This window comes from Novosphingobium sp. BW1 (genome assembly GCF_008107685.1).
GTDB lineage: Bacteria > Pseudomonadota > Alphaproteobacteria > Sphingomonadales > Sphingomonadaceae > Novosphingobium.
The window spans coordinates 67323-89024 of sequence record NZ_VIRF01000069.1 but is presented as its reverse complement, the minus strand read 5'-3'; the positions used below and the strand labels follow the sequence as shown (position 1 = coordinate 89024).

General features: G+C 64.2%; 20 protein-coding genes. 12 read left to right on the top strand and 8 right to left on the bottom strand.

The window, feature by feature from the left end:
* Positions 1-79: 79 nt before the first annotated feature.
* Positions 80-4240 (bottom strand): DNA-directed RNA polymerase subunit beta, encoded by a 4161-nt coding sequence (rpoB, locus tag FMM79_RS10510; RefSeq protein WP_148627456.1) that lies wholly within the window; start codon positions 4238-4240, stop codon positions 80-82.
* A 441-nt stretch (positions 4241-4681) separates the two neighbouring features.
* On the opposite strand from rpoB, the gene FMM79_RS10505 reads away from it, so the two are divergent.
* The 4 genes from FMM79_RS10505 to FMM79_RS10495 all read left to right on the top strand — a co-directional run bounded on the left by FMM79_RS10505 (position 4682) and on the right by FMM79_RS10495 (position 6395).
* Positions 4682-5074, top strand: coding sequence for a hypothetical protein (locus tag FMM79_RS10505; protein ID WP_148627455.1), 393 nt, complete (start codon positions 4682-4684; stop codon positions 5072-5074).
* A gap of 345 nt (positions 5075-5419) precedes the next feature.
* On the top strand, positions 5420-5563 hold the full coding sequence (locus FMM79_RS21220) for a hypothetical protein (RefSeq protein ID WP_153269322.1): 144 nt from the start codon (positions 5420-5422) through the stop codon (positions 5561-5563).
* Positions 5564-5592: 29 nt separating this feature from the next.
* Complete coding sequence (locus tag FMM79_RS10500; RefSeq protein ID WP_148627454.1) at positions 5593-6150, top strand: DUF2975 domain-containing protein; 558 nt, start codon at positions 5593-5595, stop codon at positions 6148-6150.
* Positions 6150-6395 (top strand): helix-turn-helix transcriptional regulator, encoded by a 246-nt coding sequence (locus tag FMM79_RS10495; RefSeq protein ID WP_148627453.1) that lies wholly within the window; start codon positions 6150-6152, stop codon positions 6393-6395. The genes FMM79_RS10500 and FMM79_RS10495 overlap by 1 nt, the downstream gene beginning before the upstream one ends.
* An 80-nt stretch (positions 6396-6475) precedes the next feature.
* Here the strand turns inward: FMM79_RS10495 and FMM79_RS10490 are convergent, their stop codons facing one another.
* Entirely contained in the window at positions 6476-6790 is a 315-nt protein-coding gene (locus FMM79_RS10490; protein ID WP_148627452.1) for a hypothetical protein, read from the bottom strand.
* 456 nt (positions 6791-7246) lie between these two features.
* Here FMM79_RS10490 and rplJ point away from each other — a divergent pair, with 456 nt between their 5' ends.
* Together rplJ and rplL are read left to right on the top strand one after the other, a co-directional pair.
* On the top strand, positions 7247-7762 hold the full coding sequence (rplJ, locus tag FMM79_RS10485) for a 50S ribosomal protein L10 (RefSeq protein WP_039389256.1): 516 nt from the start codon (positions 7247-7249) through the stop codon (positions 7760-7762).
* Between the two features lie 90 nt (positions 7763-7852).
* Entirely contained in the window at positions 7853-8230 is a 378-nt protein-coding gene (gene rplL / locus FMM79_RS10480; protein WP_148627451.1) for a 50S ribosomal protein L7/L12, read from the top strand.
* Positions 8231-8401: 171 nt separating this feature from the next.
* Here rplL and FMM79_RS10475 read toward each other — a convergent pair whose 3' ends face one another.
* Positions 8402-8848 (bottom strand): cytochrome c family protein, encoded by a 447-nt coding sequence (locus FMM79_RS10475; RefSeq protein WP_148627450.1) that lies wholly within the window; start codon positions 8846-8848, stop codon positions 8402-8404.
* Positions 8849-9181: 333 nt separating this feature from the next.
* On the opposite strand from FMM79_RS10475, the gene FMM79_RS10470 reads away from it, so the two are divergent.
* The 4 genes from FMM79_RS10470 (at position 9182) to FMM79_RS10455 (ending at position 14269) form a co-directional block, all read left to right on the top strand.
* Entirely contained in the window at positions 9182-10570 is a 1389-nt protein-coding gene (locus tag FMM79_RS10470; protein WP_148627449.1) for an MATE family efflux transporter, read from the top strand.
* A gap of 198 nt (positions 10571-10768) precedes the next feature.
* Positions 10769-11053, top strand: a complete 285-nt coding sequence (locus tag FMM79_RS10465; protein WP_039389248.1) for a co-chaperone GroES — start codon at positions 10769-10771, stop codon at positions 11051-11053.
* 45 nt (positions 11054-11098) lie between these two features.
* Entirely contained in the window at positions 11099-12760 is a 1662-nt protein-coding gene (gene groL, locus FMM79_RS10460; RefSeq protein WP_148627448.1) for a chaperonin GroEL, read from the top strand.
* A 477-nt stretch (positions 12761-13237) separates the two neighbouring features.
* Positions 13238-14269 carry a serine hydrolase gene (locus tag FMM79_RS10455; protein ID WP_148627447.1) on the top strand — a complete coding sequence of 344 codons (1032 nt, stop codon included), beginning with the start codon at positions 13238-13240 and terminating at the stop codon, positions 14267-14269.
* A gap of 10 nt (positions 14270-14279) precedes the next feature.
* Here FMM79_RS10455 and FMM79_RS10450 read toward each other — a convergent pair whose 3' ends face one another.
* Positions 14280-14843: a hypothetical protein gene (locus FMM79_RS10450; RefSeq protein ID WP_240339107.1), complete on the bottom strand. Its 564-nt coding sequence runs from the start codon at positions 14841-14843 to the stop codon at positions 14280-14282.
* 153 nt (positions 14844-14996) lie between these two features.
* On the bottom strand, positions 14997-15323 hold the full coding sequence (locus tag FMM79_RS10445; protein ID WP_148627445.1) for a hypothetical protein: 327 nt from the start codon (positions 15321-15323) through the stop codon (positions 14997-14999).
* A gap of 270 nt (positions 15324-15593) precedes the next feature.
* On the opposite strand from FMM79_RS10445, the gene polA reads away from it, so the two are divergent.
* Complete coding sequence (polA, locus tag FMM79_RS10440) at positions 15594-18434, top strand: DNA polymerase I (RefSeq protein WP_148627479.1); 2841 nt, start codon at positions 15594-15596, stop codon at positions 18432-18434.
* Positions 18435-18570: 136 nt separating this feature from the next.
* Here polA and FMM79_RS10435 read toward each other — a convergent pair whose 3' ends face one another.
* The 3 genes from FMM79_RS10435 to FMM79_RS10425 form a co-directional block, all read right to left on the bottom strand.
* Positions 18571-19116, bottom strand: coding sequence for a glutathione peroxidase (locus FMM79_RS10435; RefSeq protein ID WP_148627444.1), 546 nt, complete (start codon positions 19114-19116; stop codon positions 18571-18573).
* Positions 19117-19341: 225 nt separating this feature from the next.
* Positions 19342-19983, bottom strand: a complete 642-nt coding sequence (locus FMM79_RS10430; RefSeq protein WP_148627443.1) for a CoA transferase subunit B — start codon at positions 19981-19983, stop codon at positions 19342-19344.
* A complete protein-coding gene (locus tag FMM79_RS10425) occupies positions 19984-20691 on the bottom strand; it encodes a CoA transferase subunit A (RefSeq protein ID WP_148627442.1) in 708 nt (235 codons plus the stop codon).
* Positions 20692-20784: 93 nt separating this feature from the next.
* On the opposite strand from FMM79_RS10425, the gene FMM79_RS10420 reads away from it, so the two are divergent.
* On the top strand, positions 20785-21693 hold the full coding sequence (locus FMM79_RS10420; RefSeq protein ID WP_148627441.1) for a LysR family transcriptional regulator: 909 nt from the start codon (positions 20785-20787) through the stop codon (positions 21691-21693).
* Positions 21694-21702 lie beyond the last annotated feature (9 nt).

Here is a 21702-nt window from a genome sequence, read left to right as displayed (position 1 = left end):
TCAGTCCCTCTGGGGGTAAATTCGTAAGGCGGACGGGGGAGGAGGGGCAGGCCCGCGAAGGCCCGCCCCCTGGATCCCGTTATTCCGCCGCCTCGGACAGCGCGTCGGTGTCGTCCTCGTCGTCGAGCGAGGAGAGCTCGACATTGAGGCCGAGGCTGCGCATTTCCTTGACGAGAACGTTAAAGCTCTCGGGGATGCCCGCCTCGAAGGTGTCGTCGCCCTTGACGATCGCTTCGTAGACCTTGGTACGGCCAACCACGTCGTCCGACTTCACCGTGAGCATTTCCTGAAGTGTGTAGGCTGCACCGTAGGCCTGGAGAGCCCAGACCTCCATCTCACCGAAGCGCTGGCCACCGAACTGGGCCTTACCACCCAGCGGCTGCTGGGTGACGAGGCTGTAGGGGCCGATCGAACGGGCGTGGATCTTGTCGTCGACAAGGTGGTGCAGCTTGAGGATGTATTTCATGCCCACCGTGACCTTGCGGCTGAAGGCCTCGCCGGTGCGGCCGTCCAGCAGCACGCTCTGGCCCGAGGTGTCGAGCCCTGCGAGCGTGAGCATGTCGACCACGTCCTGCTGGACCGCGCCGTCGAACACCGGGGTGCCCATCGGCACCCCGCCGCGCACGTTCTCGGCCAGCTCGATGAGCTGCTCGGGCGTGCGTGCGTCGAGATCCTCGTTGTAGTTCGCGCCGTAGATGCCGCGTAGCTTTTCCTTCACCGCCTCGGGGGCTTCGCCCGCCACGGGGTTGGGATTCGCTGCCTTCCAGCTGTCGAGCGCCTCGCCGATCTGACGGCCCAGGTTGCGGGCCGCCCAGCCAAGGTGGGTCTCGAAGATCTGACCGACGTTCATGCGCGAAGGCACGCCCAAGGGGTTCATCACGAAGTCGACAGGGGTGCCGTCCTCGAGGAAGGGCATGTCTTCCTGGGGAAGAATGCGGCTGATGATACCCTTGTTACCGTGGCGGCCAGCCATCTTGTCACCCGGCTGAAGCTTGCGCTTCACGGCCACGAAGACCTTGACCATCTTGAGCACGCCCGGAGCGAGTTCGTCACCGCGCTCGAGCTTCTCCTTGCGGTCCTCGAACTTCTCCTGGATCGCCTTGACGGTCTCGTCGTACTGGGCCTTCACCGCTTCGAGCTGCGACTGCATGTGGTCGTCCGCAACGGCGAACTTCCACCACTCGTGCTTCTCGGTCTCGGCGAGAACTTCCTCCGTGATTTCCACGCCCTTCTTGACGCCCTTGGGTGCCGAGGCCGCGACCTGGCCGAGCAGCATGTCCTGCAGACGGTTGTAGGTGGCGCGGTTGAGAATGGCGCGTTCGTCCTCGCGGTCCTTGGCGAGGCGTTCGATTTCCTCGTTCTGGATGGCGCGGGTACGGTCGTCGATCTCGATGCCGTGACGGTTGAAGACGCGCACGTCGACAATTGTCCCCGAGACGCCCGGCGGCAGGCGCAGCGAGGTGTCGCGAACGTCGGAAGCCTTTTCACCGAAGATGGCGCGCAGGAGCTTTTCTTCCGGCGTCATCGGGCTTTCGCCCTTCGGCGTGATCTTGCCGACGAGGATGTCACCCGGGTGCACTTCGGCGCCGATGTAGACGATGCCCGCCTCGTCGAGGTTGCGCAGGGCTTCCTCGCCGACGTTGGGAATGTCGCGGGTGATGTCTTCCGGGCCCAGCTTGGTGTCGCGGGCCATGACCTCGAACTCGTCGATGTGGATCGAGGTGAAGACGTCGTCCTTCACGATCCGCTCGGAGATGAGGATGGAGTCCTCGTAGTTGTAGCCGTTCCAGGGCATGAACGCGACCAGCACGTTGCGGCCCAGGGCCAGTTCGCCCAGCTCGGTCGACGGGCCATCGGCGATGATGTCGCCAGCCTGCACGTATTCGCCCACCTTCACCAGCGGGCGCTGGTTGATGCAGGTCGACTGGTTCGAGCGTTCGAACTTCTGGAGGCGGTAGATGTCGACGCCCGACTTGCCGGCTTCGACCTCACCCACGGCGCGGATGACGATACGGGTGGCGTCGACCTGGTCGACCACGCCCGGACGCAGGGCCGAGATGGCCGCGCCCGAATCGCGCGCGACGGTCGCTTCCATGCCGGTGCCCACGTAAGGCGCATCGGCCTTGACGAGGGGCACGGCCTGACGCTGCATGTTCGAGCCCATGAGCGCGCGGTTGGCGTCGTCCTTTTCCAGGAACGGAATGAGCGAGGCGGCCACCGAGACGAGCTGCTTGGGGCTGACGTCCATCAGCGTGACCTGGTCCGACGGGCTCATCACGAACTCGCCTTCCTGGCGGGCCGAGATGAGGTCCTCGACGAACGAGCCGTCCTCGTTGAGGGCGGCCGAGGCCTGCGCGACGGTGTGCTTCTGCTCTTCCATTGCCGAGAGGTAGATCACGTCGCCGGTGACCTTGCCGTCGATGACGCGGCGGTACGGGGTTTCGATGAACCCGTACTTGTTGACGCGCGCGAAGGTCGACAGCGAGTTGATCAGACCGATGTTCGGGCCTTCGGGCGTCTCAATCGGGCAGATACGGCCGTAGTGGGTCGGGTGCACGTCGCGCACTTCGAAGCCCGCGCGTTCACGGGTAAGACCGCCCGGCCCGAGCGCCGACACGCGGCGCTTGTGGGTGACTTCCGAAAGCGGGTTGGTCTGGTCCATGAACTGCGAGAGCTGCGAGGAGCCGAAGAACTCACGCACGGCGGCCACGGCGGGCTTGGCGTTGATGAGGTCGTTGGGCATCACGGTCGAGACGTCGACCGAGCTCATGCGTTCCTTGACCGCACGCTCCATGCGCAGCAGGCCGACGCGGTACTGGTTCTCGAGCAGCTCGCCGACCGAACGCACACGGCGGTTGCCGAGGTTGTCGATGTCGTCGATGTCGCCCTTGCCGTCCTTGAGGTTCACCAGTTCCTTGACCACGGCGAGGATGTCTTCGGTGCGCAGAGTGGTGACGGTGTCCTCGGCGTCGAGGCCCAGGCGCATGTTGAGCTTGACGCGGCCGACGGCCGAAAGGTCGTAGCGGTCGGCATCGAAGAAAAGGCCTTCGAACAGCGCTTCGGCGGTTTCCTTCGTCGGCGGTTCGCCCGGACGCATGACCTTGTAGATCGCTTCCAGACCCATGTCGCGGTTCTCGGCCTTGTCGGCCTTGAGCGTGTTGCGCATCCAGGGACCGGCGTTCGAATCGTCGATGTCGAGCAGGTTGAGCTGGTCGATGCCCGCCGCGTCGAGAACTTCGAGGTTCTCAGGCGAGACTTCGTCACCGGCTTCGATGTAGATACGGCCGGTGGACTCGTCGATCATGTCCTCGGCGATGTAGCGGCCGAAGATTTCCTCGGTTGGGATAAGGAGGGCTTCGAGGCCATCCTTGCCCGCCTTGTTGGCCGCGCGCGGGCTGATCTTGGTGCCAGCCGGGAAGACGACCTCACCAGAGTCCGCATTGACGATGTCGAAGGCCGGCTTCACACCGCGCCAGGTCTCGACGTTGTAGGGCAGACGCCAGCCGCCATCGCCGCGCTTCCAGGTGACGGTTTCGTAGAAGTGATCGAGGATCGCTTCGGAATCGAGACCCAGCGCGAAGAGCAGCGCGGTGACCGGCAGCTTGCGCTTGCGGTCGATGCGCACGTTGACGATATCCTTGGCGTCGAACTCGAAGTCGAGCCAGGAACCGCGATAGGGGATCACGCGGGCGGCGAAGAGGTACTTGCCCGAGGAGTGCGTCTTGCCGCGGTCGTGGTCGAACAGGACGCCCGGCGAACGGTGCATCTGCGACACGATCACGCGCTCGGTGCCGTTGATGAAGAACGTACCGTTCTCGGTCATGAGCGGCATGTCGCCCATGTAGACGTCCTGCTCCTTGATATCGAGGACCGAGCGGGTTTCCGTCTCGGCGTCGACTTCAAAGACGATCAGGCGCAGCGTCACCTTCATGGGAGCTGCATACGTGATGCCGCGCTGGCGGCATTCGGTCACGTCGTACTTGGGCTCTTCCAGCTCGTAGTGGACGAAGTCGAGTTCGCTGGTGCCGGCGAAGTCGCGGATCGGGAAGACCGAGCGCAGCGTCTTTTCCAGGCCCGAGACGTAGCCGGTCTCCGGATTCGAGCGCAGGAACTGTTCGTAGCTCTCGCGCTGGACCTCGATGAGGTTCGGCATCTGGATGACTTCGTGGGCGTCGCCGAAGATCTTGCGGATGCGCTTCTTGACGGAGCGCTTCGCCGTATCGATGGGCTGGGTGGCCATGAGCTGGTCTTGCCTCTTCGCTTCTGGTCAGGGCCGATTCGCAACGAGGCGAAGGGCCCGGGAAAACATCGTCACGCGTGGACGAAATACCCGTCTTGCAGACAGGCCATCAAACGCCAAAAGGCCGCCTTGCACGCGCGGAAACCCTTGTGGGAGCCCGTTGCGGCCAGCAGCCTGATACGTCGGATGAACCCTCTACCGCTTCCTTCCTTGGTGTGCCCCCGCGCATGGGCACGCCTTGCTCGAAGCGATGGGGCGTTGGTGTTCCTATAGAACCGGGCCCTTGCGGTGTCAAACAGGTGGCGCGCTCATCTGGCTGGGGGGATATTCGTTTGCAGCCGGAGTGGCGGCTCGGTTCGTCCCATTCCAGCCCACGCTTGGGCGGAAAATCGGCTCTTCGCCAAAACCGGGGCGGGGGCGGGGCGTTGAGAGGGCATGCAGATGACGAGCCCCTCATACGCGACCCATCGCAGCCGCAAGGCCGAACTCCTCCTCGCGCTACTGGCGCTGGGGGTGGCCGGTCTTGCAGCGCCGCTCGCCGCGGCCCCTACCCGCGGCGAGGCGGCGCATGTCCCCAGCGCGGCCGCGCCGGGAACGGTGGCCGGTGGCGCACTGGCCTCGGGCGACCTCCCCTCCGTCCGAGTCCGTGCGTTGGCCGGTGCCACGCCCGATGCTGTCCAGAGCGCACGCAATGCGCGCCTTGGCAAACTGTCCCTGGCGGGTCTTGCAGGCCTCGTCGCCGCGTTTGCGGTGTCGGGTGCCGCCATAGTCCGGGCCCGGCGCCGTGATCGCGCGTCCGAGCCGGGAAAGGAGCCTGCGCGCCGTCAAGTCTGACCAGATATAGCCGGGCCGGTGATCGGGTCGTCCACCCCTAAACCCTCCCTGAGCCGATCAGAGCCCGGCAGTCCTCCGGCCTTCCCCGCATCGCCGGATCGAGCCTTGGGGGCGACTCACCTGCTGAGTTGCCCCCATTTTCGTGTGCGCATCGTGCAGGCTGGGTGCGGAAGGCTGGTTTTTCGTCTTTCAATCAGCGGCATATTGTTTTTCAATATTATTGTTTGACGATATGGCGAGCGGATATTATTGAATGTCGATATCAAGCATATCGGAGAACGAACAATGGCCTTCCATCCTGATCAATCAGCCCCCCAAGTTGTTGCCCGGCCCATCGCCGCTGCCATGGCTGCGGTTCTCACGGCCCTGATCTGGCTGCCGACGCTGACCGCACCCCAGGCGGCCCACGCCGCCGATGTCAGTGTCATGATCCAGTCCGCGCCCACGCAGGTCTTCGTCGCCTACGCGCCCACTCCGGTGCTGATGTAAGCGCGGGCCGAAAAAGAGGAGGAGCGACGATGAACCTGGCGACCCATGCGGCGCGCGATCCGCTGCTGCTGATTGCGAAGATCATTCTCTATGTCTTGATGGCGGGGCTCGTGCTCGGTGCCCTCGGTGTCTCGGCGGGCGGGGTCGGAATGGCCTTCTTCACCGAGGAGATCGCGGCCGAATTCGCATCCTCGCACGTGAGCTTCGATTTTGCCGAGGTGCGCCTGGCGATGGTCGGCGCTCTGGTCCTGATCGTGGTCCTACTGGCGATGATCACGGCGATGCTCTGGCTGCTCAAGCGCATCATCGACACGGTGGGGGAAGGCGATCCTTTCGTGCCGATCAACGCCACGCGCATGACGATCATGGCCTGGCTTTCGCTGGCGGTGCAGATCGTCGCGTTGCCTCTGGCAGGACTTGCGACCTGGATCCACAACGTGACCGAGATGGACGATATGGAGACCGCGATCAATTTCGACAGCGGCTTCGATGGCAACGGCATCCTGCTGATGCTGGTGCTGTTCATCCTGGCCCGCGTGTTCCGCAAGGGCGCCGAGATGCGCGAAGAACTTGAAGGGACCGTGTGATGGGCGAGGGCGCGCAAACGGAAGGCGGCCGTATCGTGGTGAAGCTCGACGATATTCTTCATGCCCGGCGCATGACACTGACCCAGCTTGCCGAGGCGATCGGCATTACCCTTGCCAACCTCTCGATCCTCAAGACCGGCAAGGCCAAGGCGATCCGTTTCTCGACACTGGAAGCGATCTGCCGGGTGCTCGAATGCCAGCCCGGCGACCTGCTCGCCTATGCCGGTGAGGATGCCGACGACTAGCCGGGCGGTTGTCCGCTTGCCTGATGCGCATGGCCTTGAGCCGTGCGGTTTACGGGGCCCCTTCGGTCCGGCAAGCCTGTTCAGGCAGCCATATCGAAGAGGGCCCCGGCTCTTTTCCGGTGCAGCGCGCTATAGGCCTCGCTCACCAGCGAATGGCGCGCATCGGCCCATTCGCGGTGCCAGCGCTCCATCTGGAGGATATCGCGGGCGCTTTCCGAGAACTGGAAGCGCGGCGCGCGCTCGGCGGCCTTGGCCGAGCCGATGCGGGGGGCAGGCGATGGGGTTCCAGCATGGTCGATCCTCTCAAGGCGCGGCGTCGCATCGGCAAACCCGGCGCGGGCGCGGGCCCGCACGGGGGCGGGAACCAGCGCGGTGGAGATCGGCAGTATTTCCATCGTTGGGTCAGGCTCGCAGCGGTGAGAAGGGCGGGAGTCGTCTCCGGGCCCGTACTGCCATGGCGGGTTCTAGAGCTTTCTTACCGCCCTCCTACGTAGATGCGCGTGAGGCGCACCGGGCTTGCTTCGATGTTGACTTTTTCCGGCGCGCGGGGCAAAGGCGCCCTCGAACGGCGCAGATGATTCTGCGTCGCTCACCGTCCGAGACAGCTGCCGGGGGCTTCTCCCTTAATCTGCAGCCTAGGCGGGGAACAGGAAATTTCCACGGCCCTTCGCTCTTTCGAGCATGGTGTCCATCTCGCGCTCCGGCGCGAAAAACTCCTTCCCCATCGTACGGTCTTTGCCATGGCGCGTCAGTGTCCATGGGCTCGTGCGTCGTGCACGGGCACGCAAATGTAGCCGGCCGTGCGGCGCTCCTACGGGAATGCCAAGCGGTCATATGTGAAGGAGTAAGGCATGGATCGTTCGCAGAAAGCCGATTCGGTCGCCCAGCTCAATGCGGTCTTCAACGAGGTCGGCGTGGTGGTTGTCACCCGCAACCTCGGCCTCTCGGTGGCGCAGTCCTCCGAGCTGCGCGCGAAGATTCGCGAAGCGGGTGCGACCTACAAGGTTGCCAAGAACCGTCTTGCCAAGATCGCCATCGCGGACACCGACTATGTCGGTATCGGTGACTTCCTTGTCGGCCCGACGGCCATCGCCACCTCGGTGGACCCCGTCGCTGCTGCCAAGGCCGTCGTCGAATTCGCCAAGACGACCGACAAAATCGAAATCGTCGGCGGCGCGATGGGCGCAAATGTTTTGGATGCAGAAGGTGTCAAGGCGCTCGCCACGATGCCCTCGCTCGACGAACTGCGCGCCAAGCTCATCGGCCTCGTCCAGGCTCCGGCCACGAAGATTGCCCAGCTCTCGACCGCTCCGGCGGCCAAGCTGGCCCGCGTCTTCAACGCCTACGCCGAGAAGGACGCTGCCTGAGCTTAGTCTCGGTAACACGTTTCGTAATAACGATTTATCCCGTGCGGCGGCCTAAGTTCCCGGCGGGACCACAGATCAGGAGTGAATACTATGGCCGATATCGCCAAGCTTGTTGAAGAACTGTCGCAGCTGACCGTCCTCGAGGCCGCTGACCTCGCCAAGGCTCTCGAAGAAGCATGGGGCGTTTCCGCCGCTGCTGCCGTCGCCGTTGCTGGCCCGGCTGCTGGTGGTGGCGAAGCCGCTGCTGCTGAAGAGCAGACCGAATTCGACGTGATCCTCACCGGCGACGGTGGCAAGAAGATCCAGGTCATCAAGGAAGTCCGCGCCATCACCGGTCTCGGCCTTGCTGAAGCCAAGGCTCTTGTCGAAGGCGCTCCGAAGCCCGTCAAGGAAGGCGCTTCGAAGGCTGAAGCTGAAGAGCTCAAGGCGAAGATCGAAGCAGCCGGCGGCACCGTCGAGCTCAAGTAATCTTCGTTTCTTCAGGTCTTCGGGCCGGAGGCGAAAATTCGAAAGGGCGCTCCCTCACAGGGGCGCCCTTTTTCGTGTCCGTACCCGGCGGAAGACGACAGCAAGAAGGGCCGCGCTCCGGTGGGAGGCGGCCCTTCTTGCGTGCGGCCCGATTGGCCGTGCGGGGCGGTGTTACTTCAGCGTTTCAAGGTATTCGATGATTTCCTGGCGCTTGCCCGCGTCGGGAACCATCTGCACCATCTTGGTGCCCGGAACCATCTTCATCGGGCCCTGGAGCCATTTGTCGAGCGCCTCGGGCGTCCACACGATCCCTGAATCCTTGAGTGCGGGGCTGAAGTTGTAGCCCTCGACCTCGCCCGCCGTACTGCCGACAATGCCATGCAGGGTGGGGCCTACGCGGTTCTGACCGGGCTCGACGGCATGGCAGGTCTTGCAGATCTGGAACGCTGCAGGGGCTGCGGAGGCCGCGGCAGGCGCAGCTGGTGCCGCTTCGGCGGCAGCCGGACTCTCACCGGCCGTGTCGGCAGCCGGCGCCGCGCTGTCTTCCTGCGAGCCCGAGCCACCGCAGGCGGCAAGCAGGACGAGCGGGCTGGCGCAAATCAGGGACGTGAGCTTCATCGGGGGTCCTTTTCTCCTCAAACCGTGGCCGACCTAGGACGGGGAGGCACTGCGGGGCAAGGATATTGTATGCTGTGGCAACAGAAGGGTGGAAGGACGATTTCCGAGGGCCATCGCCCTCGGGCTCCCCAAACTGTCCAGTTCACCTTTTCAGCGCCAACCTGGCTGAGACTGGAGAGGTCTTCAGTTATGGGGTCAAGGGGCGATGGCCCCTTGTATAATCCTTGTTCCTTCTTCTTGTGACCGTCCTGCTCCCGGACCTGTCGCACAACTGCACACGGATGCGTTTTTGCTTTCGCTTGCCGCGCGGCCCGCGTAGGGCCCCGATCCATCATGGCTCGCAGCATTGGCTCCCCCGATTTTCGCGCCGAACTCGGCAGGACCCTGGCTCTGGCCGGGCCGCTGGCGCTCGCCAACCTGTTGCAGATGGCGATCTTTGCCACCGACGTGATGTTCGTGGCGCGATTGGGGCAGCAGGCGCTCGCTGCCTCCAGCCTCGCCGTCGCCATGATCGCGGTCCTGATGATGGGCGTGAACGGGCTGACTTCGGCCTGCGCGCCGCTCATCGCGGCCGAGCTTGGGCGTCGGGAGAACGCGGTGCGCGAGGTGCGCCGGACCACCCGCATGGCCTTGTGGCTGGCGGTGATCCTGGCGCTAGTGTGCATCGCGATCTGTCAGTTTGCCGAGGAATTCATGCTGGCCACGGGGCAGGACCCGGCGCTCGCCCGGCTTGGCGGCGATTTTCTGGCCCTGCTCTCGGTGGGCATCCTGCCGATGGGCGTGGCCAATGTCCTGCGCACCTTCGTGTCTGCGCTCGGTCGCCCGTACTTTGCGACCGCGATCACCGCGGCCTCGATCCTCGTCAACATCGTGGGCGACTATGCGCTGGTCTTTGGCCATTTCGGCATGCCCGCACTGGGGCTGACCGGCGCGGCGCTTGCCAGCATCATCACGGCAAGTTTCACCGTATTGGCCTATGCCGTCGCAATCCGGCGCAATCGCCGCTTGCGGCGCTTCCACATCTTTGGGCGCTGGTGGCGTTCGGAATGGCCGCGTCTGGGCCAGATGCTGACGCTGGGGCTGCCGATCTCGGGCACGCTCATTGCCGAGGGCGGGCTGTTCAGCGGGGCGGCCTTTCTCATGGGGATCGTTGGTGAGGCGCAGCTTGCCGGACACACGGTGGCCTTGCAGATCGCCGCGATCGCTTTCCAAGTGCCCTTCGGTATCGGGCAGGCCGCGACGATCCGGGTGGGCTACCACTACGGCGCAGCGAATGTCGCGGGCGTCGCGGCGGCAGGCCGCGCGGCGTTGCTCGTGTGCCTTGTCTTCGCGGCGGTTACCTCGGGCATCATCCTTATCTTTCCGCGCCTTGTCCTGAGCGCCTATGTCGATGTGAACGATCCCGCCAACGCGATCATGGTCGGCTTTGCACTGCGCTATCTGGTCGTGGCGGCGGCCTTCCAGTTCACTGACGCGCTCCAGGCGGTGGCCGCCGGGGCCTTGCGTGGCATCCAGGACACGCGCGTGCCCATGGGGATTGCCGTGGTGAGCTATTGGGCGGCCGGTTTCGCCGTCTCGGCCGCGCTCGGCCTGTTCACCCCGTTCGAGGGTGTGGGCATCTGGATTGGTCTTGCCGTGGGATTGAGCGTGGCGGCGGCTCTGCTCATGGCGCGCTGGCATTGGCGCGGGCGCTTCGGACTGCTAGGTGCCATCGCACGGTAACACGCGTGTGTTTACGCAAGGCTGTGCCTGGCCGCTCCCCGTTACCGCCCGGGCGAGGTTTGGCGGCCTCAAAAAAAAATGCCTCCCACCTGCTTGACGCCAACTGGGCCTGTGACCATATCCGGCCGCGTTGGCACTCTCTTCTTGAGAGTGCCAAACCCAGTTTTTGCCTGTTCATAGGACTTAAGGGAGACTCCCATGACTTTCCGTCCGCTGCACGACCGTGTTCTCGTGCGCCGCGTCGAGGCCGAAGAAAAGACGGCCGGTGGTATCATTATCCCCGACAGCGCCAAGGAAAAGCCCGCTGAAGGCGAAATCGTCTCGGTCGGCAAGGGCGCCGTCGTTGACGGCAAGCTCGTCGCCCCCGACGTCGCCGTCGGTGACCGCGTGCTTTTCGGCAAGTGGTCGGGCACCGAGGTCAAGGTCGACGGTGAAGACCTGCTCATCATGAAGGAAAGCGACATCCTCGGCGTCATCGGCTGAGCACCGCTTTCTTCTTCTACCTGATATCCTGAAAGGAATACCAAAATGGCAGCCAAGGACGTAAAGTTCTCGCGCGACGCCCGTGAGCGCATCCTCGCCGGTGTCGACACCCTCGCCAACGCCGTCAAGGTGACGCTGGGCCCCAAGGGCCGCAACGTCGTCATCGAGAAGAGCTTCGGCGCGCCCCGCATCACCAAGGACGGTGTTTCGGTCGCCAAGGAAATCGAACTCAAGGACAAGTTCGAGAACATGGGCGCCCAGATGATCCGCGAAGTGGCCTCGAAGGCCAATGACGCGGCCGGTGACGGCACCACCACCGCCACCGTTCTTGCCCAGGCCATCGTGCGCGAAGGCATGAAGTCGGTTGCAGCGGGCATGAACCCGATGGACCTCAAGCGCGGCATCGACCTCGCAGTCGGCAAGGTCGTCGAGAACCTCAAGAGTCGCTCGCGCGACGTCACTGGCCACGCGGAAGTCGCGCAGGTCGGCGTGATCTCGGCCAATGGCGACAAGGAAGTCGGCGAGAAGATCGCCGAAGCCATGGAAAAGGTCGGCAAGGAAGGCGTGATCACCGTGGAAGAGGCCAAGGGCCTCGACTTTGAACTCGATGTCGTTGAAGGCATGCAGTTCGACCGCGGCTACCTCTCGCCGTACTTCGTCACCAACCCCGAGAAGATGACCGTCGAGCTCGAGAACCCCTACATTCTCATCCATGAGAAGAAGCTCTCGAACCTGCAGTCGATCCTCCCGATCCTCGAAGCGGTTGTTCAGTCGGGCCGTCCCCTCCTGATCATCGCCGAGGATATCGAGGGTGAGGCTCTGGCTACGCTCGTCGTTAACAAGCTGCGCGGCGGCCTCAAGGTTGCTGCCGTGAAGGCTCCGGGCTTCGGCGACCGCCGCAAGGCCATGCTCGGCGACATCGCGACGCTGACCGCCGGCGAAATGGTCTCGGAAGACCTCGGCATCAAGCTCGAGAACGTCACGCTGCCGATGCTTGGCGAAGCCAAGACCGTCACGATCGACAAGGACAACACCACCATCGTTGATGGTGCGGGTTCGGCCGAAGAGATCAAGGCACGCGTCGAGCAGATCCGCTCGCAGATCGAGATCACCACCTCGGACTACGACCGTGAGAAGCTTCAGGAGCGCCTTGCAAAGCTGGCTGGCGGCGTCGCTGTCATCAAGGTCGGCGGTGCTTCGGAAGTCGAAGTGAAGGAGCGCAAGGATCGCGTCGACGACGCGCTGCACGCGACCCGCGCAGCCGTTGAAGAAGGCATCGTCCCCGGCGGCGGTACGGCTCTGCTCTACGCCACCAAGGCTCTCGAAGGCCTCAAGGGCGAGAACGACGACCAGACCCGCGGTGTCGACATCGTGCGTCAGTCGATCCTGGCTCCGGCCCGTCAGATCGCGACCAACGCCGGCTTCGACGGTGCGGTCGTCACCGGCAACCTGCTGCGTGAAGACGACGAGACCCAGGGCTTCAACGCCGCCACCGACGTCTACGAGAACCTCGTGGCCGCCGGCGTCATCGACCCGACCAAGGTCGTGCGCACCGCGCTGCAGGACGCCGCTTCGGTTGCTGGTCTGCTGATCACCACTGAAGCCGCAATCTGCGAGGCTCCGGAAGACAAGTCTGCCGGCGGCGGCATGCCCGACATGGGCGGCATGGGCGGCATGGCTGGCATGGGCGGCATGGGCGGCTTCTAAGCCGACCTGTCCCAGCCACGCGCTGAACACGAAGGGGCCGGGAGGAGCAATCCTCCCGGCCCTTTTCGTTGTGCCGGGCTCGTGCCAGGTTGGGGAGATCGAAGAGCCGACAATCGGGAAGAAGGACCCTTTTCAAGAGGCTATCGCCCTTGGCCCCGGAACCGGCGACCCCACCCCTTTCAGCCTCCGCAGCGCGTGTAAGGTTATGTCGACATGATGGAGAGGCTGAGGGCGATGGGCCTCGGATATCTCCCTCCTCCTATCCCCTGTCAGTCACGCGGCGCAAAGTAGATGCATGCGAATCGCGAGGCTACGCGATTGAGGCTTCGAAGGGGTCTTTTGCGACCACAAGGCGACACGAAACTTCACAATTGCGCAATTGCTCGCACGCGCCATGCGCTTCGTCGAGCGCTCGTGGCGTTTGGTCGGACCTGTGTTAACCTGTCGTCAGGTGGTTACGACTAGGATGGGTTTCGCATGATCAGGGCAGGCAAACTCCTTTCGCAGTGCCGCTTGGGCACGGGGCGACTTCTCTCGTTCGCGGCATTGGCCGTGGCCAGCGTGGTGCCTTTGGCGCCCGCGTACGCCGACAATGTCGGGACCGTCCAGACCTCGTTTGATTCTCTCTTCGGCACCGAGATGCGCGGGCCGCCGGTCTACTCGACAATGTTCGAGCGCCAGCTGGCCGCCGCCGCCGAAGCCTCCAACGGGCGTATTGGTGTGGCCGCCGTGGATCTGCGTACGGGCCGCACGCTCGATATCCTGGGGGACCAGCGCTTTCCGATGGCGAGCACCAGCAAGATCGCCATTGCCGCGACGTTCCTGGAAGGCGTGGACAAGGGCAAGTGGACGCTCACCAGCGAGTTCCCGATGCTGATCCCGGTCTCTTCCAAGCCTTTTTCCTCGGCCGTCGCGCCGGTTCGCGAAGGCCAGTACCTGACCGCCGCCAAGCTGCTCGAACTCATGTTGACGCGCTCGAACAACTACGCGACCGATGGTCTGCTGCGCGTCGTAGGTGGACCCGATGCCGTCAACGCCTGGGTGCGCCGGGCTGGCATTGAGGACTGGCACCTTGATCGCGATATCGCGACGCTCGTGCGCGACGATGGTGCGCTCGACCCTGCCAACGTGATCGACAAGCGCGACAGCGCAACGCCTATGGCGATGGTGACGCTGCTGCGCGGTCTCTACGAAGGCCAATGGCTGAGCAAGCGCAGCCGCGACACACTGATCGCGATCATGGGCCGCTGTGTGACCGGCCGCCGCCGCATTCCCGCCGGCATTCCCGATGGCGCGATGATCCACCACAAGACCGGCTCGCTCCACAACACGTCGAGCGATGTGGGCATCGTCGAGACGCCCAATGGCGATGTCTTCGCCGTTGCCATCTACGTCACCGGGCAGGGCAGCCGCCCCAACCGCGAGGCCCGCATCGCAAGCATCGCGCGCACCGTTTACAATGGTTACCTGACCGAAGCCCGCGGCGCGCGGGCCGTCGCCTCGCGCTGAGGCGGGGAGGTTACGGCTTCGCTCCGTCTGCCATGGCAGGTTTGGGGCAGCTATAGGCTTCTCTATAGGGCATCCCCCAGCACCGCATGAAGGCATCCAGAACGTGGAGATTCGGTGGCCAAGGTGTGCTTGTTGGCCTGCCATCGGTATCTTGCAGGCGGGCCCAGATGTCGGGTTTGGCCATGGCGGCGAGCTCTGCCCGGGCCCCTCGCAGCTTCGTCCTGTCGCCTGACAGGAAGGCGATGCTGCCATCTACATAGAGATTCCAGCCGAAATCATCCCGATCCGCAGGTTTGCGAGAACGCTTGAACAGCGTGATCGCAGCGGCATAGTCGCCCGCGAAGGCGCGCATCTGCCCTTCGTGCCAAGTGAGGATCGCATCCTGCGCCCGGTGGATCTGGCGCCAGTCCCGGATGAGGTCGGCGGCCTGGGTGTGGCAACCCCTAGCGGCGAGAATGCGCCAGCCGCCCTCCAGATCGTGATCGAACGCGGGCTGGTCCAATGCGAGAAGGGCGTCCCGGTCGATCGCGCAGTCGCGGGCTTGTGGTGCCGCGAGCATGAACAGGATCTCCATTAGCATGCCAGCGTCTCCCGCGCGGTCTCCACTTTCAAGTGAGATACGCAGAAGCAGGCAGTTCGCAACGCAAAAACGGGCGCCCGGATCTCTCCGAACGCCCGTTTCGTAACTTGCCAAGTGGCAACAGGAGCGGTGAAGTCCCTGTTGCGGTCAGTTGGTGCTGGGATCGCCGTCGGTGTGGTCGGCCATCTCGTTAGCGGCGTCGTTGGCGGCGGCTTCGGCGTCCGAGGCGGCGTTGGCGGCTGCGTCTTCGACATCGTCACCAGCCTCGTCCATGGCGGCGCCCGCATCGTTGGCGGCGCCCTCCATCGAATCGCCCATTGCGTCCATCTCTTCACCAGCCTGGTCGGCGTAGGAGCCCATGTCGTCGGCGGCCGACGAGGCTGCCGCTTCGGTGGCGTCCTCAGTCTGTTCCGAACAAGCCGCGAGCGAAAGCGCGGCGACGGCGGTGGTGGTGGCAATCAGAATCTTGCGCATCTCTCAGTATTCCCTCTTTGCTACTTCCAAATCCGGCACGCCCCTGCGGCGTGTTACAAGCCTTCCTGAGACGACTTCTTCCGTGCGCTAGAAGTCACGGACGTCCCGTTCAAGCACTCGTCAACCAACCTGTGCATAGACAATTGGTTCCCGCGACGGACCGAAGCTTTTTGTCGGGGAGCCGCGTGAGGGTCGGTGATCCGGCGCTTTTGCACGGCCCAGCGCGGCTGCCTGCTGACCTCGACGCAAAGCGCTGCTAGAGCCATGTCCATGGAGCCAAAGCAGCATCTCTACCTCGTCGACGGGTCGGCCTACATCTTCCGCGCCTACCACCGTCTTCCCCCGCTCACGAACCCGGAGGGCACGCCCGTGGGCGCAGTCTACGGCTACACCACGATGCTGTGGAAGCTGGCCGAAGACCTCGACAAGGCCGAAGGGCCCACGCACATGGCGGTGATCCTCGATGCGGGCAGCAAATCGTTCCGCAACGACATCTATGAGGACTACAAGGCCAACCGTCCCCCGCCGCCCGAAGACCTCGTGCCCCAGTTCCCGCTGATCCGCGATGCGACGCGCGCGTTCTCGTTGCCGTGCATCGAGGAGCAGGGCTACGAGGCAGACGACCTTATCGCCTCCTACGCGCGGGCCGCGGCGCGTGAGGGCTGGGACGTCACTATCGTTTCCTCGGACAAGGACCTCATGCAGCTGGTTGGCACCTGCGGCGAGGGTGGCGGCAAGGTCGACATGCTCGACACGATGAAGAACCTGCGCATCGACATTCCCGAAGTCGAGGAAAAGTTCGGCGTCACCCCCGACAAAGTGGGCGATGTGCTCGCGCTCATGGGCGATGCGGTCGATAATGTGCCGGGCGTCTTTGGCGTAGGGCCCAAGACTGCGACCAAGCTCATTCAGGAGCATGGCGACCTGGAAAGCGTGCTGGCCGCCGCGCCGGACATGAAGAAGTCCAAGCTCAAGGAGCGATTGATCGAGCAGGCCGAGCAGGCCCGCCTCAGCCGCGTCCTTGTTGCGCTCAAGGAAGATTGCGCGCTGCCGATGGCGCTCGACGAGGTGAAGCTCAACACCATTCCCATCGAGCCGCTCGCCGAGTTCCTGGGCAAGCATGGCTTCACCAGCCTCCTCAAGCGCCTGGAAACCGGCAACGGCAGTCCCTCCAAGGCAACCGATCTCAACCCGGCCAAGGCGCAGAATGCGGGCGCAGGCCCAGCCGAGGGCGCCGCGCGCCAGTCGCTCCCCGAGATGCCTGCGGTAGACTACGAGGCCTACGAATGCGTGCAGACGCAAGAGGCGCTTGAAGCCTGGGTCAAGAAGGCCCAGGCCGCGCATGTCCTGGCGGTCGATACCGAGACTTCGGCGCTGGAGGCGATGCAGGCTGACCTCGTCGGCGTGAGCCTGGCCATCGGCCCCAACGAAGCCTGCTACATTCCGCTCGGCCACGGCGGCAGCGACATGTTCGCCGAGAAGCCGCCGCAGGTGGACATGGACACCGCCATCGCGCTCCTGAAGCCGCTGCTGGAGGACGATGCGGTCCTCAAGATCGGCCAGAACATCAAGTACGACATCAACGTGCTCGCCCGCTACGGGATCATGGTGGCCCCCATCGATGACACCATGATCGAAAGCTTCTGCCTTGATGCCGGGCGGGGCACCGATGGTGTGGGCGGCGGCCACGGCATGGACGAGCTTTCGCAGCGCCACCTCGTCCACAAGCCGATGGCCTTCAAGGACGTGTGCGGCACGGGCAAGAAGGCCATTCCCTTCGGCGAAGTTCCGCTCGACAAGGCGACCCACTACGCCGCTGAGGACGCGGACGTCACCTGGCGCCTCCATAGCCTGCTGAAGCCGCGCCTTTCCGAGGAAGGCGGCACGCGTATCTACGAGAAGGTGGATCGCCCGCTGATCCCGGTTGTGGCGCAGATGGAGCGTCACGGCATCAAGGTCGACCGCGAGAAGCTGGCCGGTCTCTCGGCCCAGTTCGCCGAAGCCATTGGTGCGCTGGAAAAGGAGATTCACGAGGTCGCAGGCCAGGAATTTACCATCGGCAGCCCCAAGCAGCTGGGTGAGATCCTGTTCGACAAACTGGGCTACAAGGGCGGCAAGAAGGGCAAGTCGGGCCAGTACTCGACCGACCAGTCGGTGCTGGAACGCCTGGCCGAAGAGGGCGCCGAGGTCGCAACTAAGGTACTGGAATGGCGCCAGCTTTCCAAGCTGCGCTCGACCTATACCGAGGCGCTGCAGGCCGCGATCAACCCCAAGACGGGCCGCGTCCACACCAGCTACAGCCTGGTCGGCGCGCAGACGGGGCGCCTGTCCTCGACTGATCCCAACCTGCAGAACATCCCGATCCGCACCGAGATAGGCCGCCAGATCCGTGACTGCTTCGTGGCTGAGGAGGGCAATGTCCTGCTTGCAGCGGACTACTCGCAGATCGAGCTGCGTCTTGCCGCGCACATGGCGGACGTTCCCAGCCTGAAGGAGGCCTTCGAAAAGGGCGAGGACATTCACGCGCGCACCGCGACCGAACTTTTCGGGGAAGTCACCCGCGAGACGCGTGGGCGGGCCAAGACGATCAACTTCGCGATCCTCTATGGCATCTCGCGCTGGGGCTTGGCCGGGCGTCTGGGCACAGATGCCGACGAGGCGCAGGCGATGATCGACCGCTACTTCGAGCGCTTCCCGGGCATCCAGAAGTACATTGTCTCGACGCTGGAAGGCGTGCGTGAGCGCGGTTATTCGGAAACGCTGTTTGCCCGCAAGACCTGGTTCCCGCGCATCAATTCCAAGAACGGAAACGAGCGTCAGGGATCCGAGCGCGCCGCGATCAACGCGCCGATCCAGGGCACCTGCGCCGACATCATCAAGCGCGCAATGGCACGCATGACCCCAGCGTTGGAAGACGCGGGCCTTGGCCACGTGCGCATGCTGCTGCAGGTGCACGACGAACTTGTCTTCGAACTGCCCCAAGACGATGTCGAAGCCGCTTCGAATGTTATCGAGAAGGTCATGGCCGAAGCGGCAGGCCCGACCGTGGAACTGACCGTGCCGCTGGGCGTGGAGATCGGCTCGGGGCCGAGTTGGGGCGCCGCGCACTAAACCCGAAAAGAGAGTATCCGAGGGCCATCGCCCTCGGGCTCCCCGAACTGTCTACCCCACCTATCTCGCGCCGGATTGGCTGAGAAAGGTGAGGTCGTCCGTTTTGGGGGCAAGGGGCGATGGGCCCTTGAAGTCTTTACTTCGCCAATTCCGCCTCGATCGCTGCAACCAGTGTGGGATCCTTGGGCTCGACGCCCGGCGCGAAGCGGTCAACAACCTTGCCGTCCTTGGAGACGAGGAACTTTTCGAAGTTCCACAGCACGTCCGGGTCCTCGGTGGGCGTACGGCCAAAGCCGCGCAAGCGTTCGCGGAATTCCTCTGCCGGGCCCTGCTTGGTCGGGTGCGCCTGGGTCAGCTCCTTGTAGAGCGGCTGCATGTCGGGGCCGGTCACGTCGGCCTTGGCGAAGAGCGGGAAGGAGACGCCGTAGTTCAGCTTGCAGAATTCGACGATTTCCTCGTGGCTGCCGGGCTCCTGCGCGCCGAAGTCGTTGGCCGGAAAGCCCAGGATCTCCAGGCCCTTGTCCTTGTACTGCTGGAAGAGCTCTTCAAGTCCCACGTACTGCGGGGTCAGGCCGCACTTGGAGGCGACGTTCACGACGAGCAGCACTTTGCCTTCATGGGCGCCCAAGGTGTCTGGTGTGCCGTCGATCCGGGTCAGGGGAATAGTGGCGATATCGGTCATGTTGGGGCTACTCCGGTTGGTGCATCACGTCTTTTCAAGCTCGATCCCGATGTAGGGACGCCTGAACAGGCGGCAAGGTCGCCGGGTGTGCCGATTCGCCATGCGGAATAAACCGCAAGATCGTGCTGGGGCGCCACAACGAGGGCTCGGCCCTTCGTTGCTGACGCCCTGACACGTGCATGGACGGCGTGGCCCTGAAGGCCGCTCGTCCAATCGTGCGCTCGATTAGAGCGCGATTTCGTATTTCGCCGCCGTTTTCTCGGCCACTTCCTCGGCCGTGACACCCGGCGCGAGTTCAACCAGCTGGAACGGGCTGTCGTGGTCCGGGCGCTGGAATACGGCAAGGTCGGTGACAATCATGTCGACCACGTTCTTGCCGGTCAGCGGGAGGGTGCATTCGGGTATGAACTTGGAATCGCCCGATTTCGCGCAGTGCTCCATGACGACGATGATCTTCTGCACGCCCGCGACAAGATCCATTGCGCCGCCCATCCCCTTGATCATCTTGCCCGGGATCATCCAGTTGGCGATGTCGCCGTTCTCGGCCACTTCCATCGCGCCCAGAACAGCCAAGTTGATGTGCCCGCCGCGGATCATGCCAAAGCTCGTCGAACTGTCGAAATAGGCCGTCTGCGGCAGTTCGCTGACGGTCTGCTTGCCCGCGTTGATGAGGTCGGGATCTTCGTCGCCGGCATAGGGGAAGGGGCCGATGCCCAACATCCCGTTCTCCGACTGCAGCGTCACCGTCATGCCCTCGGGCACGTAGTTGGCAACGAGCGTGGGTATGCCGATCCCGAGGTTCACGTAGAAGCCATCTTCCAGTTCCTTGGCCGCGCGCGCGGCCATCTCGTTACGGTTCCAGGGCATTTATGCGGCCTCCCTTTCGCGGGTCGTCACAAATTCGATCTTCTTGTCGTAGGGCGCGCCCCGCACGAGGCGCTGCACGTAGACGCCGGGCAGGTGAATGTGGTCGGGATCGAGCGAGCCGGTCGGCACGATCTCTTCCACTTCAACCACGCAGACTTTGCCGCAGGTGGCGGCGGGCACGTTGAAGTTGCGCGCGGTCTTGCGGAAGATCACGTTGCCGCTTTCGTCCGCCTTCCAGGCCTTGACCACGGCGAGATCGGCGAAAATGCCTTCCTCCAGGATGTATTCCTGCCCGCCGAATTCCTTGACTTCCTTGCCCTCGGCGACCTGCGTGCCGACGCCGGTCTTGGTGTAGAAGCCGGGGATGCCAGCGCCACCTGCGCGCATGCGCTCGGCCAGCGTGCCCTGGGGGCAGAACTCGACTTCCAGTTCGCCCGAGAGGTACTGGCGTTCGAACTCCTTGTTTTCGCCCACGTAGGACGAGATCATCTTCTTGACCTGCTTGGTGCGCAGCAACTTGCCGATGCCCTCGTTGTCGATGCCGGCATTGTTCGACGCGAAGGTGAGGTCCTTCACGCCCGCATCGCGAATGGCGTCAAGCAGGCGCTCGGGGATGCCGCAAAGGCCGAAGCCGCCGCTGGCGATCAGCATGCCGTCCGACAGCAGGCCATCAAGCGCGGCCTCCGCGCTGGGATAGAGCTTTTTCATGGATTTCCTTCTCCAACTTCCGCGCGGGAGCCTACCGCGCCCTTCGCATCACAAATAGCGATTAATTTTTATGGATTATGATATGCATTGGTTATGAAACGGATCGCGCTCTTCCACCTTGAAACGCTGATGTGGATTGATCGGCTGGGCACGTTCGCAGCGGCCGCCCAGCGTCTCAACACCACCCAGCCCGCGATCTCGGCGCGGGTGCGCGAGATCGAGGAGCAACTGGGCCTCTCGCTGTTCCAACGCGAGGGACGCCGGATGGTTCTCACCACGCGCGGACGCCGCCTAATCCAGCAGTGCGAGCCCTTGTGCCGCGATCTGGAGAAGGCCCTCCTTGAAGCCAGCGATTTTGCCGGGGCGGCGGGTGCGGTGCGGATCGGATCGGGCGAGATTGCGGCGGCGAGCTGCCTGCCCGCCTGGGTCCAGGCGATCGAGCGCGAACGCCCCGGCGTCACCATGGAGATCGAGCTCGACCTGACCGCGCGGCTCATGCAGCAGCTTTTGGGCGGCACGCGCGACATCGTGTTCCTGGCCGGGCCCGTTGCGAGCCCGGGCATCCGCACCGCGCCGATTGGTTCGGTGGCCCTGGTCTGGGCGGCGAGCCCAGACGTGGCGCGCGCCGGGCCCGAGACGCCCGGCCTGCCGATCTGGTCGCTGCCCGACCATTCCCCCCTCCACCGCGTGACCCTTTTCACGCTCGAGGCGGCCGGACGCACCCGCCCCACGCTCCACACCTGCAACAACGTGCGCATGCTGATCGAGATCGTCGCGCAGGGTAGGGGGGCGGCCGTGCTGCCCGAGACGATGATCCGCAGCCAGCTTGCCCGCGGAGAACTGGCCGAGTTCCTCCCGCGTCCGGAGCACGTGGTTCATTTCGAGGCGGCCGTACGGGCGCAGGAGCGCGATCCCATCATCCTCGACCTGTTCGCGCGCGCGGCCTCGCTGCGGATCGAGCCGGGCACAGAAGGGCGGCGTTCGAAAGGCGCGCGCTCTTGAACAGTTTTG